Annotated in this window: 17 protein-coding genes; 5 read left to right on the forward strand and 12 right to left on the reverse strand. The window is 69.6% G+C overall.

Going from position 1 to position 12664, the window contains the following annotated elements; all coding sequences use genetic code 11:
* From I73_RS31105 to I73_RS29590, 3 genes are all read left to right on the forward strand, one after another.
* A partial coding sequence (locus I73_RS31105; RefSeq protein WP_022982412.1) for an OmpA family protein occupies positions 1 to 726 on the forward strand: 726 nt, incomplete at its 5' end.
* A gap of 106 nt (positions 727 to 832) precedes the next feature.
* A complete protein-coding gene (locus tag I73_RS20975; protein WP_022982413.1) occupies positions 833 to 1411 on the forward strand; it encodes a DJ-1/PfpI family protein in 579 nt (192 codons plus the stop codon).
* 69 nt (positions 1412 to 1480) lie between these two features.
* Entirely contained in the window at positions 1481 to 1930 is a 450-nt protein-coding gene (locus I73_RS29590; protein ID WP_022982414.1) for a ribbon-helix-helix domain-containing protein, read from the forward strand.
* Here I73_RS29590 and hisA read toward each other — a convergent pair.
* From hisA to I73_RS21030, 10 genes are all read right to left on the reverse strand, one after another.
* On the reverse strand, positions 1870 to 2610 hold the full coding sequence (gene hisA / locus I73_RS20985; protein WP_022982415.1) for a 1-(5-phosphoribosyl)-5-[(5-phosphoribosylamino)methylideneamino]imidazole-4-carboxamide isomerase: 741 nt from the start codon (positions 2608 to 2610) through the stop codon (positions 1870 to 1872). The two genes, I73_RS29590 and hisA, sit on opposite strands and share 61 nt — an antisense overlap.
* A gap of 90 nt (positions 2611 to 2700) precedes the next feature.
* Complete coding sequence (gene hisH, locus I73_RS20990; protein ID WP_022982416.1) at positions 2701 to 3363, reverse strand: imidazole glycerol phosphate synthase subunit HisH; 663 nt, start codon at positions 3361 to 3363, stop codon at positions 2701 to 2703.
* Position 3364: 1 nt separating this feature from the next.
* Complete coding sequence (gene hisB, locus I73_RS20995) at positions 3365 to 3952, reverse strand: imidazoleglycerol-phosphate dehydratase HisB (protein WP_022982417.1); 588 nt, start codon at positions 3950 to 3952, stop codon at positions 3365 to 3367.
* Between the two features lie 30 nt (positions 3953 to 3982).
* Positions 3983 to 5050, reverse strand: a complete 1068-nt coding sequence (gene hisC, locus I73_RS21000) for a histidinol-phosphate transaminase (protein ID WP_022982418.1) — start codon at positions 5048 to 5050, stop codon at positions 3983 to 3985.
* A 13-nt stretch (positions 5051 to 5063) separates the two neighbouring features.
* Complete coding sequence (hisD, locus tag I73_RS21005; protein ID WP_022982419.1) at positions 5064 to 6395, reverse strand: histidinol dehydrogenase; 1332 nt, start codon at positions 6393 to 6395, stop codon at positions 5064 to 5066.
* Positions 6396 to 6420: 25 nt separating this feature from the next.
* The gene (gene hisG, locus I73_RS21010; protein WP_022982420.1) at positions 6421 to 7059 is read right to left on the reverse strand and encodes an ATP phosphoribosyltransferase; all 639 of its coding nucleotides are present in this window, start codon (positions 7057 to 7059) and stop codon (positions 6421 to 6423) included.
* Positions 7056 to 8357: a UDP-N-acetylglucosamine 1-carboxyvinyltransferase gene (gene murA / locus I73_RS21015; protein ID WP_022982421.1), complete on the reverse strand. Its 1302-nt coding sequence runs from the start codon at positions 8355 to 8357 to the stop codon at positions 7056 to 7058. Before murA ends, hisG begins: the two co-directional genes overlap by 4 nt.
* Before the next feature lie 111 nt (positions 8358 to 8468).
* Positions 8469 to 8753: a BolA family protein gene (locus tag I73_RS21020; RefSeq protein ID WP_022982422.1), complete on the reverse strand. Its 285-nt coding sequence runs from the start codon at positions 8751 to 8753 to the stop codon at positions 8469 to 8471.
* 47 nt (positions 8754 to 8800) lie between these two features.
* Positions 8801 to 9610 (reverse strand): ABC transporter permease, encoded by an 810-nt coding sequence (locus tag I73_RS21025; protein ID WP_022982423.1) that lies wholly within the window; start codon positions 9608 to 9610, stop codon positions 8801 to 8803.
* Positions 9607 to 10548 carry an ABC transporter ATP-binding protein gene (locus I73_RS21030; RefSeq protein ID WP_022982424.1) on the reverse strand — a complete coding sequence of 314 codons (942 nt, stop codon included), beginning with the start codon at positions 10546 to 10548 and terminating at the stop codon, positions 9607 to 9609. Before I73_RS21030 ends, I73_RS21025 begins: the two co-directional genes overlap by 4 nt.
* A gap of 64 nt (positions 10549 to 10612) precedes the next feature.
* Between I73_RS21030 and I73_RS29595 the strand changes: the two genes are divergently transcribed.
* Together I73_RS29595 and I73_RS21040 are read left to right on the forward strand one after the other, a co-directional pair.
* Positions 10613 to 11338: a TetR/AcrR family transcriptional regulator gene (locus I73_RS29595; protein WP_022982425.1), complete on the forward strand. Its 726-nt coding sequence runs from the start codon at positions 10613 to 10615 to the stop codon at positions 11336 to 11338.
* Between the two features lie 37 nt (positions 11339 to 11375).
* Positions 11376 to 11633 (forward strand): acyl-CoA-binding protein, encoded by a 258-nt coding sequence (locus I73_RS21040; protein WP_026097021.1) that lies wholly within the window; start codon positions 11376 to 11378, stop codon positions 11631 to 11633.
* 20 nt (positions 11634 to 11653) lie between these two features.
* Here I73_RS21040 and I73_RS29600 read toward each other — a convergent pair whose 3' ends face one another.
* Positions 11654 to 11962 (reverse strand): polyhydroxyalkanoic acid system family protein, encoded by a 309-nt coding sequence (locus I73_RS29600; RefSeq protein WP_022982427.1) that lies wholly within the window; start codon positions 11960 to 11962, stop codon positions 11654 to 11656.
* Between the two features lies 1 nt (position 11963).
* Positions 11964 to 12664, reverse strand: a 701-nt coding sequence (locus I73_RS29605) for an aminopeptidase (protein ID WP_040501264.1), incomplete at its 5' end; no start/stop codon positions are given.

Consider the following 12664-nt stretch of genomic DNA (forward strand, 5'->3'; position numbering starts at 1 on the left):
CAGGACATCCAGTACCTGGCCGCCCGGCGCGGGAACACCTCGGTGTCGCTGGCCGTGAACCACACCGGCAGCGGTCCCAGCGGCGAGGCCCTGGTCTGGATGTTCGTCATCGACAAAGGCTCGCTGGACGACGCCGAGATGGGCATCACCGGCACCAGCCCCATCGCCCAGGCGCTGGCGGCCAGCGGCAAGGTCGATGTCTACGGTTTCCTGTTCGACAGCGGCAAGAGCCAGCTCAAGCCCGGCTCGGACGCCACCCTGGCCGAACTGGCCAAGGTGCTGCAGGACAACCCGGGCCTGCGCATCGACGTGATCGGCCACACCGACAACGTCGGGCGCGAGGACAGCAACCTGGCCCTGTCGGCCGCGCGGGCCCAGGCGGTGAACGGCGCACTGGTCAGCCGCTACGGCATCGCCCCGGACCGCCTGAACGCGCTGGGCCGCGGCGCCGGCCAGCCGGTGGCCGACAACGGCAGCGAGGAAGGCCGCGCCCGCAACCGGCGGGTGGAGATCGTGGCCCAGGCCCAGACGGCCCCGGGCACGGCGGCCCCCGTGAACGCGGGCGGCACGCGACCGACCGCGGCGCCCCGCCCCGCTCCCGCAACGGCCCCGACCCCGACCCCCACCACGGTGCAGGACCAGGTCAACCAGGTGGGCAACACCGTGGACAAGGCCCGCAGCATCGGTGACACCGTGCGCTCCCTGAAGGATCTGTTCGGGCGCTGACCCCTGCACAGCCGGAGCACAGCCGGCTGTTACCCGCTTTGCCGGGCCATGCCAAGAATGGGCCTCACGGGCGCGCGGGCGCCCGCCCAACCGACAGGAGACAGGCATGCCCAAGAAAATCCTCATGCTGTGCGGCGACTACGCCGAGGACTACGAAACCATGGTGCCCTTCCAGGCCCTGCAGGCCGTGGGCCACACCGTGCACGCGGTGGCCCCGGACAAGAAGGCCGGTGACTGGGTGCACACCGCGGTGCACGATTTCGAAGGGGCGCAGACCTACAGCGAGAAGCCGGGCCACCACTTCACGCTCAACGCCAGCTTCGCCGAGGTGAAGCCCGAGGCCTATGACGCGCTGGTGATCCCGGGCGGCCGGGCGCCGGAATACCTGCGCATGAACGCCCGGGTGGTCGAGATCACCCGCCACTTCCTGGCCGCCGACAAGCCGGTGGCCGCGGTCTGCCATGGCGCGCAGCTGCTGGCCGCCACCGGCCTGCTCAAGGGCCGCCGCGTGTCGGCCTACCCGGCCTGCCAGGTGGAAGTTGAGCTGGCCGGCGCCGAGTACTGCGGCATCCCGGTGGACGCCGCCATCACCGACGGCAAGCTGGTGACTGCCCCCGCATGGCCCGCCCACCCGGCCTGGATCGGCCAGTTCCTGGCGGTGCTGGGCACCCGCATCGAGACCTGACCCGATGGCGGGGAGGCGCACGCTGCCCTAGAGTGGCGGCTCCGTCCCCCCTGCTTCGCGAGGCTGGCCATGTGCGAGATCTTCATCGGCGCCGATCCCCTCAGCTACGAGAGCCGGACCCGCTCCGTGCGCCTGCACGGGGTGGTCACCAGCATCCGACTGGAACATCTCTTCTGGGACGTGCTGGACGAGATCGCCGGACGGGACGGGCTGACCGTGGTGCAGCTGATCGAGAAGCTCTACGACGAGCTGATCGCGGCCCGCGGGGAAGCCGGCAACTTCGCGTCCTTCCTGCGGGTGAGCGCCCTGCGCTACCAGGCCCTGCTGGCCCACCAGGCCATCCCGGCCGATGTGGCGGTGCCGCTGCGCGGGCTGGATGCGCGGGCGGCGGTGCAGAAACTGCCGGCCCACTGGCAGGGCCATGGCGGCCGGGCCCTGCGGCCCAGCCTGCAGGGGCCTCAGGCGCCCAGTTCGTCGGCGCGCAGCTGCGCGGCGGAGAAGTCCAGCGCGCCGGTGTAGATCGAGCGGCCGCAGATCACGCCCTCGACCCCCTCGCCCTCCACCGCGCAGAGGGCCTCGATGTCGGCCATGTTGGACAGGCCGCCCGAGGCGATCACGGGAATGGACAGCGCCTGGGCCAGCTTGACGGTGGCCTCGATGTTGATGCCGGTGAGCATGCCGTCGCGGCCGATGTCGGTGTAGATCACCGCCTCGACCCCGTAGTCCTCGAACTTCTTGGCCAGGTCCACCACCTCGTGGCCGGTCAGCTTGCTCCAGCCGTCGGTGGCGACCCTGCCGTCCTTGGCGTCCAGGCCCACGATGATGTGGCCGCCGAAGGCCGTGCAGGCATCGCGCAGGAAGCCGGGGTTCTTGACCGCGGCGGTACCGATGATGACGTAGCTCAGGCCGTCATCGAGGTAGCGCTCGATGGTGTCGAGGTCGCGGATGCCGCCCCCCAGTTGAACGGGGATCTCGTCCCCGACCTCCTTCAGGATGGCCTTGATGGCCCCCTCGTTGACCGGCTTGCCGGCGAAGGCGCCATTGAGATCCACCAGGTGCAGGCGGCGCGCGCCCGCCTCCAGCCAGCGCCGGGCCATCGCGGCCGGGTCCTCGCCAAAGGTGGTGGAAGCATTCATGTCGCCCTGTTGGAGGCGGACACATTGACCGTCTTTCAGGTCGATCGCAGGGATCAGCAGCATGGCTCGGGGAGCGCGAGTAGGGAATTTGGAGCAGAAACCGCGGGCTGGATTCGAGGTGGCCAGAAACCGGCAGGACCTCGGGCAAACGTCTCAGGGGTTCCAGTGCAGGAAATTGCGATACAGGGCCAGACCGTGCGCGGCGCTTTTTTCGGGGTGGAACTGCGTGGCGAAAATATTATCCCGGGCCACCGCGCAGGTAAAGCGCTCGCCATATTCGGTTTCACCCGCGGTATGGACGGCTTGATCCGGGCGGGTGAAATAGCTGTGCACGAAATAGAACCAGGCGCCATCGGGCACCTCGCCCCACACCGGGTGACGCACGCCGCCCGGTGAACACTGCGACACCTGGTTCCAGCCCATCTGGGGCACCTTGTAGCGGCTGCCATCGGGCTGGAGCCGCCCTTCCAGGCGGAAGCGCAGCACCCGCCCCGGGATCAGACCCAGGCCCGGCGTGTCCTGCTCTTCGGAATGGTCCAGCAGCATCTGCATGCCCACGCACACGCCCATCAAGGGCTTGCTGGCCGCGGCCTCGAGCACGGCTTCCTGCAGACCGGAATCGCGCAGTTCGCGCATGCAGTCGCGCATGGCGCCCTGGCCCGGCAGCACCACGCGCTCGGCAGCGCGCACTTCTTCCGGCCGGGCGGTGACGATCACGTCCAGCCCGCTGTCGGCGGCCACATGCATCACGGCCTGCGACACGCTGCGCAGGTTGCCCATGCCGTAATCGACGACGGCGACGGTGCGGCGGCTCATCTCAGAGACATCCCTTGGTGGACGGAATCACCCCCGCGGAGCGCGGGTCCGGCGTCAGCGCCATGCGCAGTGCGCGGCCGAAGGCCTTGAAGATCGTTTCGCACTGGTGGTGGGCATTGTGGCCCTTGAGGTTGTCGATGTGCAGGCTCACGCCCGCATGGTTGACGAAACCCTGGAAGAACTCGAACACCAGCTGGGTGTCCAGCGCGCCGATCATGCCGGCCGTGAAATTCACGTCCATCGCCAGGCCCGGGCGGCCGGAGAAATCGACCACCACGCGCGAGAGCGCCTCGTCCAGCGGCACGTAGCTGTGGCCGTAGCGGGTGATGCCCTTCTTGTCGCCCACGGCCTGCGCTACCGCCTGGCCCAGGGTGATGCCCACATCCTCCACCGTGTGGTGGCCATCGATGTGCAGATCGCCTTCGGCGGTGATCTCCAGGTCGATCAGGCCGTGGCGGGCGATCTGGTCGAGCATGTGGTCGAAGAAGCCGATGCCGGTGGCCAACTTGGACTGGCCCGTGCCATCCAGGTTGAGCGAGACGCTGATCTTCGTCTCCTGGGTGTTGCGGGAAACCTGGGCGGTGCGCATGGCGGGGTACTCCGAAAGTGGGGTCGGGGGTCAGGCCAGGATGGCGTCCAGCGCCGCGAGCAGCGCATCGGTCTGCGCCTCGGTGCCCACGCTGATGCGCAGGAAGGGCGCGATGCGCTCGGGGGCGCGGAAATGGCGCACCAGCACCTTGTGCTCGCGCAGGCCGGCCGCCAGGGCCGCACCGTCGCTGCCGGGGCGCCGAGCAAACACGAAATTGGCGGCCGAGGGCAGCACCTGGAAGCCACGGGCCTGCAGGCCAGCCACCATGCGCTCGCGGGTGGTGATGACCTTGCGGCAGGTGGCTTCGAACCAGGCCTCGTCCTCGATCGCGGCCACCGCGCCGGCAATGGCCAGGCGGTCCAGCGGGTAGGAGTTGAAGCTGTCCTTCACGCGGGTCAGGGCCTCGATCAGCTCGGGGTGACCCATCGCATAGCCCACCCGCAGGCCGGCCAGGGCGCGCGACTTAGACAGGGTGTGGACCACCAGCAGCTGCGGGAAGTCGGCGATCAGGCCCACGGCCGATTCGGCGCCGAAGTCCACATAGGCCTCGTCCACCACCACCACCGAGTCCGGGTTGCCCTGCAGCAGGCGGCGGATCTCGGCCAGCGGCAGCGGCATGCCGGTGGGCGCGTTGGGATTGGCGAAGATGATGCCGCCGTTCGGCCCCGCCTGCAGGTAATCGTCCACCCGCAGCGAGAAGTCCTCAGCCAGCGGGATGGCCCGCGTGGCGATGCCGTAGAGCTTGGCGTAGACCGGGTAGAAGCTGTAGCTGATGTCCGGATACAGCAGCGGCGCGGTGTGGCGCAGCAGGCCCATGAAGATGTGGGCCAGCACCTCGTCGGAGCCGTTGCCGACGAAGACCTGGTTCTCGGCCAGGCCATGGCGGCGGGCGATGGCCGCCTTCAGCGCGCTGGCCTGCGGATCCGGGTACAGGCGCAGGGCCTCGCTGTTCTGCCCGGCGATGGCGGCCAGCACCTTCTCGCTGGGGCCGTAGGGGCACTCGTTGGTGTTGAGCTTGACCAGCCCGTCGATCTTCGGTTGCTCGCCCGGCACGTAAGGGGTCAGCGTGCGGACGATCTCACTCCAGTAGCGGCTCATCGCGTCGGGTCCTTCAGGCTCGTTCGGCTCGGTTCTTCAGGCGCAGCTCGGCGGCCTGGGCGTGGCCCTGCAGGCCCTCGCCATAGGCCAGCTCGGCGGCGATGGGGCCGAGGATCTGCGCGCCTTCGGCGCTGACCTCGATCAGGCTGGAGCGCTTCTGGAAGTCGTAGGTGCCCAGCGGCGAGGAGAAGCGCGCGGTGCCCGAGGTGGGCAGCACGTGGTTGGGGCCGGCGCAGTAGTCGCCCAGGCTTTCGCTGGTGTAGGCGCCCAGGAAGATGGCGCCGGCATGCTTGAGCAGCGGCTCCCAGCGGTTCGGCTCGGCGCTGGAGACTTCCAGGTGCTCGGGCGCGATGCGGTTGCTGATCGTGCAGGCCTCTTCCATCGAGCGGGTGTGGATCAGGGCGCCACGGCCTTCCAGGCTGGCGCGGATCACGGCCTGGCGCGGCATGGTGGGCAGCAGGCGCTCGATCTCGGCGCGCACGCGGTCCAGGTAGGCGGCGTCCGGGCACAGCAGGATGCTCTGCGCCAGCTCATCGTGCTCGGCCTGGCTGAACAGGTCCATCGCCACCCACTCGGGCGGGGTCGTGCCATCGGCCAGCACCAGGATCTCGCTGGGGCCGGCGATCATGTCGATGCCGACCTGGCCGAAGACGCGGCGCTTGGCGCTGGCCACATAGGCATTGCCCGGGCCGGTGATCTTGTCCACCGCCGGCACGGTGGCGGTGCCGTGGGCCAGCGCGGCCACGGCCTGGGCGCCACCGATGGTGAAGGCGCGGGTCACGCCGGCCACATAGGCCGCGGCCAGCACCAGCGCGTTCTTCTCGCCCTTGGGGGTGGGCACGACCATGATGATCTCGCCCACGCCGGCCACATGGGCGGGGATGGCGTTCATCAGCACGCTGGAGGGGTACGCCGCCTTGCCGCCGGGCACGTAGATGCCCACGCGGTCCAGCGGCGTCACCTTCTGGCCCAGCAGCGTGCCGTCCTCGTCGCGGTAGCTCCAGCTCTGGCCGCTGGCGGCCAGCTGGCGCTCGTGGTAGCTGCGCACACGGGCCGCGGCGGCTTCCAGCGCGCTGCGCTGGGCCGGGGTGATGGCCTCGAAGGCGGCCTTGAGCTCCTCGCGGGTCAATTCCAGCGCAGCCACGCTGTCGGCGCTCAGGCCGTCGAAGCGGGTGGTGTAGTCCAGCACCGCGGCGTCACCCCGGGCCTGCACGTCGGCCAGGATGTCGGCCACGCGCTGCTCGATGGCCGCGTCGGTGTCCGCGGACCAGTGTCGCAGCCGGGCGAATTCGCTCTCGAAGTCGGCGGCGGTGGTGGCGAGCTGGCGCAGGTTCAGGGCGGTCATGGCAAGGGTCCGGCGGACGGGGGATTCAGGGCTGGATGGCCGAGGCGAAGGCGTCGATCAGGGGCTTGAGGCGGGTGCGCTTGAGCTTGAGCGCGGCCTGGTTGACCACCAGGCGGGAGGAGATCTCCATGATCTGCTCGACCTCGACCAGGTGGTTGGCCAGCAGGGTCTTGCCGGTGGAGACCAGGTCCACGATGGCGTCGGCCAGGCCGGTCAGCGGGGCCAGCTCCATCGAGCCGTAGAGCTTGATCAGGTCCACATGCATGCCCTTGTCGGCGAAGTGCTGCCGGGCCACATGGGTGTACTTGGTGGCCACGCGCAGGCGCGATCCCTGGCGCACCGCAGTGGCGTAGTCGAAGTCGGCACGCACCGCCACGCTCATGCGGCACTTGGCGATGTTCAGGTCCAGCGGCTGGTACAGGCCTTCGCCGCCGTGCTCCAGCAGCACGTCCTTGCCGGCCACGCCCATGTCGGCACCGCCATACTGGACATAGGTGGGCACGTCCGTGGCCCGCACCAGCACCACCCGCACATCGGGCTGGTTGGTCGGCAGGATGAGCTTGCGGCTCTTCTCCGGGTCCTCGGTGACGGTGATGCCCGCGGCCGCCAGCAGCGGCAGGGTCTCTTCGAAAATGCGTCCCTTGGACAGCGCCAGCGTGATCATGCGCCGGTCCTTTCGCTCACGCGTTCGATGTGGGCGCCGATGGCGCGCAGCTTGTCTTCCATGCGGTCGTAGCCGCGGTCCAGGTGGTAGATGCGGTCCACCGTGGTGCTGCCTTCGGCCACCAGGCCGGCGATGACCAGGCTGGCCGAGGCCCGCAGGTCGGTGGCCATCACGGTGGCGCCCGACAGGTGCTCGACCCCGGTGACCATGGCGGTGTGGCCGTCCACGACGATCTGCGCGCCCAGGCGGATCAGCTCGTTGACGTGCATGAAGCGGTTCTCGAAGATGGTCTCGGCGATCCGCGCTGCGCCTTCGGCCACGCAGTTGACGGCCATGAACTGGGCCTGCATGTCGGTGGGGAAGCCGGGGTACTCGGTGGTGCGGAAGCTGACCGCCTTGGGCCGCGCCGTGGCCTGGATGCGGATCCAGTCCTCGCCGGCGGTGATGGTCATGCCGGCCTCACGCAGCTTGTCGATCACCGCGTCCAGGTGGGTGGCACGGGCCTCGCGCAGCACCACATCGCCACCGGCGGCCGCCACCGCGCACAGGAAGGTGCCGGCCTCGATGCGGTCGGGCACGATACGGTGGCCGCCCTCGGGCGCGTTCAGGCGCTCCACGCCCCAGATGCGGATGCGGTGCGTGCCGTGGCCTTCGATCTGCGCGCCCATCTTGATGAGCATCTCGGCCAGGTCGGGGATCTCGGGCTCGCGCGCTGCGTTCTCCAGGATGGTCTCGCCATCGGCCAGGGCCGCGGCCATCAGCAGGTTCTCGGTGCCGGTCACGGTGACCATGTCGGTCGTGATGCGCGCGCCGCGCAGGCGGCGCAGGCCGCCCTCGCCCTGGGGCGCCAGGGCCTGGATGTAGCCGTGCTGCACGGTGATCTCCGCGCCCATGGCCTGCAGGCCCTTGATGTGCTGGTCCACCGGCCGCGAGCCGATGGCGCAGCCGCCGGGCAGCGAGACCTTGGCCGCGCCGAAGCGGGCCAGCAGCGGCCCCAGCACCAGGATGGAGGCGCGCATGGTCTTGACCAGCTCGTAAGGCGCCTCGGTGGAGTGGACGGTGCCGGCGTTGATGCGCACCACGTCCGGCCGCTCGGCGTCGCGTTCGGCCGTGGCACCCAGGTGACGCAGCACCTTCAGGGTGGTGGCCACGTCCTGCAGCTTGGGCACGTTGCTCAGCGTGACGGGCTGGGCCGTCAGCAGGGCCGCGCACAGCTCGGGCAGGGCCGCGTTCTTGGCGCCGGAGATGGTCACTTCGCCGTGCAGGGGCTGGCCGCCGCGGATGAGAAGTCTGTCCATGATGAGGGGTGCTCTGGTCGGGGAATGGGCCGTCCGAACCTGGAGGGATGGGAGGGGTCCATCGCCACCGCGACGTCACCCATCACCCACGGTCCGGACCGCGGGAGAGGGTCAATGGCGGTGTTCAGCCGGCGCCTGCAGCGCGGCGGCGGGACCCTGGGCGGCCCATTCGGCCGGGGTCAGGGTCTTCATCGAAAGGGCGTGGATTTCAGCGCGCATGCGCTCGCCCAGGGCCGCGTACACCCGCTGGTGGCGGTGCACGCGCGACAGGCCTTCGAACTCGGGCGAGACGATGGTGGCGTAGAAGTGCTGGCCGTCGCCCTGCACGTCCAGGTGATCGCAGCCGAGACCGGCGGCAATGTACGCGTGGAGCTGGGCGGGGGTGGGATTGGCCATGATGGGCGGATTATCGCTGATAAGCACCTGGCGCCGTCACCACGCGCTCAATTCCGGATCTTGTAGCCCGACTTCAGCAGGCGCAGCGTCAGCACCGAGGCGGCCAGGAAGGCCCCACCCACCACGGCCAGGCTGGCCCAGGGCGACACATCGCTGACCCCGAAGAAGCCATGGCGGAAGCCGTCGATCATGTAGAAGAAGGGGTTGAAGTGGCTGGCCGCCTGCCAGAACGGCGGCAGGGTGGACACCGAATAGAACACCCCGGCCAGCATGGTCATGGGCATGACCAGGAAGTTCTGGAAGGCCGCCATCTGGTCGAACTTCTCGGCCCACAGGCCGGCGATCAGGCCCAGCGCCCCCATCAGCCCCGCGCCCAGCAGCGCGAAGGCCAGCACCCACAGCGGCTGCGCCAGGCCGGGCGGGCCGAACCAGACGGTGACGACCAGCACCCCCAGGCCCACCACCAGGCCCCGGACGATGGCCGCGCCCACATAGGCCAGGAACCAGGCCCAGTGCGACAGCGGCGTGACCAGCAGGAACACCAGGTTGCCGGTGATCTTGCTCTGGATCAGGCTGGACGAGGTGTTGGCAAAGGCGTTCTGCAGCACGCTCATCATCACCAGGCCCGGGATCAGGAAGGCGGTGTAGCCGATCTGGCCGTAGACCTTCACATGGTCCTCCAGCACATGGCCGAAGATCAGCAGGTAGAGCACCGCGGTCAGCACCGGTGCGCCCACGGTCTGGAAGCTGACCTTCCAGAAACGCAGCACTTCCTTGTAGAACAGGGTGCGGGCACCGGCCAGCGGGCCGAGCTCGGGTTCGGGACGGGCGGGCAGCAGGCGTTCGGGGGCGTTCATGCCGACACCTCCTGGCGCGGAACGGGTGCGGGTGTGGCCGTGCCCTGCATGATGGCCAGGAACACGTCCTCCAGATCGGCCCGACCGATCTCCAGATCCTCCACCCGCACGCCGGCAGCGCGCAGCTGGGCCAGCACGGCCTCCACGTCGGCGGCGTCGCGCGCGCTCACCTGGGCGATGCGGCCGGTCACGCGGGCGCGGGCCTGCAGCGCGGGCGGCAGGGCGTCGTCCGTCTTGAAGCGCAGCATGCTGCCACCGGCCGCGTGCAGCAGGTTGCTGGTGCGGTCCAGCGCCACGATCTGGCCACGCTTGAGCATGGCGATGCGCCCGCACAAGGCCTCGGCCTCTTCCAGGTAGTGGGTGGTCAGCAGCACGGTGTGGCCCTGCTGGTTCAGGCGGGCAACGAACTGCCAGAGGGTCTGGCGCAGCTCCACGTCCACGCCGGCGGTGGGCTCGTCCAGCACGATGACCGGCGGCCGGTGCACCAGGGCCTGGGCCACCAGCACCCGGCGCTTCATGCCGCCGGAGAGCTGGCGCATGTTGGCATTGGCCTTGTCGGTCAGCCCCAGGCCGGCCAGCACCTCGTCGATCCAGTCGTCGTTGTGGCGCACGCCAAAGTAGCCGCTCTGGATGCGCAGGGTCTCGCGCACCGAGAAGAAGGGGTCGAACACCAGTTCCTGCGGCACGATGCCCAGGGCGTGGCGGGCCTGGGCGAGGTCGCTGCGCACGTCGTGGCCCATCACGGTGACCCGGCCCTCGGTGGCGCGGGCCAGACCGGCCAGGATGCTGATGAGGGTGGTCTTGCCGGCCCCGTTGGGACCCAGCAGGCCGAAGAACTCGCCTTCGGCGATGTCGAAGCTGACGCCATCCAGGGCCCGGAACGGGCCCTGCCCTCCCTGGTACACCTTGGTGACGCCCTGGAAACTGATGGCGGGCATGGGCGCGATTCTAGGGAGAGTGCCAAGGGCCCACGACATGTCCGGGTGCTAGATTGGTCCGGCCATGGTCGCCAAACCGCCCCGCCGCACCCCCCAGCGCATCCTCGAGGCGGCGCGGGCGCTGTACAACCGCTTCGGCGAGCCCAACATCTCCACCACCCGCATCGCCGCCGAACTGTGCATCAGCCCCGGCAATCTGCATTACCACTACCCCACCAAGAACGCCTTGCTCGATGCGCTGGTGGCCGAGGACCTGCAGGCCCTCGACGGCGTGCTGGCCCAGGCCCCGGCCGTGCGCCGGACCGCCGAGGCCTGGCAGTGCATCCAGGCCCAGCTGGCGCTGGCGCACAAGCACCGCTTCCTGCTGCGCGACCTCAACGAACTGCTCAGCCGCAACCGGCAGCTGGAACAGCAGGTGCAGGCCATGCTGCTGCGCCAGACCGAGGCCGCCCGGGCCCTGCTGGCGGGCCTGGTGGCGGGCGGGGACGCCAGGATGAGCGCGGCCGAGATCGACGACCTCGCCACCGCCCTGGTGCTGGTGCTCAATGGCTGGCACAGCTTCGCCTTCGCCCGCGCGCCACGCTTGGCCCTGGAGGCCCCGCAGGCCGAGCGGACGCTGGCCGAGGGCGTGGGACAGGTTCTGGCGCTGGTGGCCCCCTACCTCACCCCGCAGGCGCGGGACACCCTGCGGCAGCTGCGGCAGCCGATGAGCGAGACCCCCGTGGATCCCACGCCCTTCTCTGTGGCGGCGCCCACGAACGTCGGGTCGGAACGCTGCGGGACTGGTTAATATCCGCACGAACGTTCATTCAATTCAGGAGATGACCATGTCCGACCTGTCCGCCCTGTTCCAGACTGCCGTGGCCGAGAGCAAGCAGCTGCCGGAAAAGCCCGACAACATGACGCTGCTGAAGATCTACGCGCTGTACAAGCAGGCCACCGAAGGCGATGTGCAGGGCGAGCGCCCCGGCATGATGGACTTCGTGGCCCGCGCCAAGTGGGACGCCTGGTCCAACCTGAAGGGCCAGGCGGCCGATGAAGCCAAGCAGGCCTACATCGACCTGATCGAGTCGCTCAAGGACTGAGGTCGGCGCCAGCCCCCGGCTCAGGCCTTCTTCGCGGAAGCCTTGGCCAGGGCCTCGTCCAGCATCCGGCCGGTCTCCGCCTCGATCTTGCCTGCGAAGGCCTTGAACAGCAGGCCCAGCTGGGCCTGCAGGTCGAAGCGGTCGGCCGTCACGGTCAGCGTGCCCTTGACGCCCGAGCGGTTGAACTCGATCACATCGCAGTCGCTGCCGCGTTGCACGGTGCAGCGCATGTCCAGCTTCTTCTCGGCATAGCCGGCCCAGTCCTGGGCCACCTGCCGGGCCCGCTCCAGGCCCAGTTGGTGGTCGCGGTGCATCTTCAGATCGGACATGTCATGGCTCCTTGGGTGTTGAGGCCGCCGCCGCGGGCATGAGCGCCTGCAGCGCCTGTTCGCGTTCGGGCCGTGGCCGGTCGGCCAGCCGCTGCACGGCGGCGTAGAAGCGGGGAAAGTTCTCCCCTTCCTGCTGGAACAGCGCCTGGAAGGCCGGCACCCACTGCAGGTAGGCCCCCAACACCCCCAGCGAGGCATTGTTGGCCTGTGCAAAGAAGTGGTCGTAGCCCGCGAAGCCCTGCCAGGGGCCGTCGCGCAGGGCCGCGTACTTGGCCCGCATCTGCGCGAACAACGCCGCCTTGCGCTCGCGCTTGGCCTCCTCGCCCAGCGGGCTGGCGTACAGCGCCTGCAGGGCCGCCCGGGTGCGGCCAGTCAGGGCGCGGAAGTCCTGGCGCCGCCGTTCCAGCGCGGCGTACTCGCGCCGGGCGGCCTCGTCGCCAAAGCGGCTCAGCCAGCGCTGGGCCCCGATCTGCTCCACCGCAGTGGCAAAACTCTCGTTGAAGGTGGTGTCCCCCGCGGCATAGACCACCTGGTGCGACAGCTCGTGGAAGATCAGCCGGGCCAGTTCGCCTTCGGGCCAGCGGATGAAGGTGTTGAGCAGAGGGTCGCCGCCCAGCCAGTTGCTCATGCCCAGCGTGGAGTAGGCGGGCACCGGGTAGACGCTGACCTCCAGCCCATCGGCCCGCAAGGGCGTCCCCGGCC

Origin of the sequence: Ideonella sp. B508-1 (assembly GCF_000333615.1) — a bacterium.
GTDB lineage: Bacteria > Pseudomonadota > Gammaproteobacteria > Burkholderiales > Burkholderiaceae_C > Ideonella.

Coding starts and splice junctions, on each gene's coding strand:
- I73_RS20975 (WP_022982413.1), top strand. CDS start 833: ATGCCCAAGAAAATCCTCATGCTGTGCGGCGACTACGCCGAGGACTAC.
- I73_RS29590 (WP_022982414.1), top strand. CDS start 1,481: ATGTGCGAGATCTTCATCGGCGCCGATCCCCTCAGCTACGAGAGCCGG.
- hisA (WP_022982415.1), bottom strand. CDS start 2,610: ATGCTGCTGATCCCTGCGATCGACCTGAAAGACGGTCAATGTGTCCGC.
- hisH (WP_022982416.1), bottom strand. CDS start 3,363: ATGAGCCGCCGCACCGTCGCCGTCGTCGATTACGGCATGGGCAACCTG.
- hisB (WP_022982417.1), bottom strand. CDS start 3,952: ATGCGCACCGCCCAGGTTTCCCGCAACACCCAGGAGACGAAGATCAGC.
- hisC (WP_022982418.1), bottom strand. CDS start 5,050: ATGAGCCGCTACTGGAGTGAGATCGTCCGCACGCTGACCCCTTACGTG.
- hisD (WP_022982419.1), bottom strand. CDS start 6,395: ATGACCGCCCTGAACCTGCGCCAGCTCGCCACCACCGCCGCCGACTTC.
- hisG (WP_022982420.1), bottom strand. CDS start 7,059: ATGATCACGCTGGCGCTGTCCAAGGGACGCATTTTCGAAGAGACCCTG.
- murA (WP_022982421.1), bottom strand. CDS start 8,357: ATGGACAGACTTCTCATCCGCGGCGGCCAGCCCCTGCACGGCGAAGTG.
- I73_RS21020 (WP_022982422.1), bottom strand. CDS start 8,753: ATGGCCAATCCCACCCCCGCCCAGCTCCACGCGTACATTGCCGCCGGT.
- I73_RS21025 (WP_022982423.1), bottom strand. CDS start 9,610: ATGAACGCCCCCGAACGCCTGCTGCCCGCCCGTCCCGAACCCGAGCTC.
- I73_RS21030 (WP_022982424.1), bottom strand. CDS start 10,548: ATGCCCGCCATCAGTTTCCAGGGCGTCACCAAGGTGTACCAGGGAGGG.
- I73_RS29595 (WP_022982425.1), top strand. CDS start 10,613: ATGGTCGCCAAACCGCCCCGCCGCACCCCCCAGCGCATCCTCGAGGCG.
- I73_RS21040 (WP_026097021.1), top strand. CDS start 11,376: ATGTCCGACCTGTCCGCCCTGTTCCAGACTGCCGTGGCCGAGAGCAAG.
- I73_RS29600 (WP_022982427.1), bottom strand. CDS start 11,962: ATGTCCGATCTGAAGATGCACCGCGACCACCAACTGGGCCTGGAGCGG.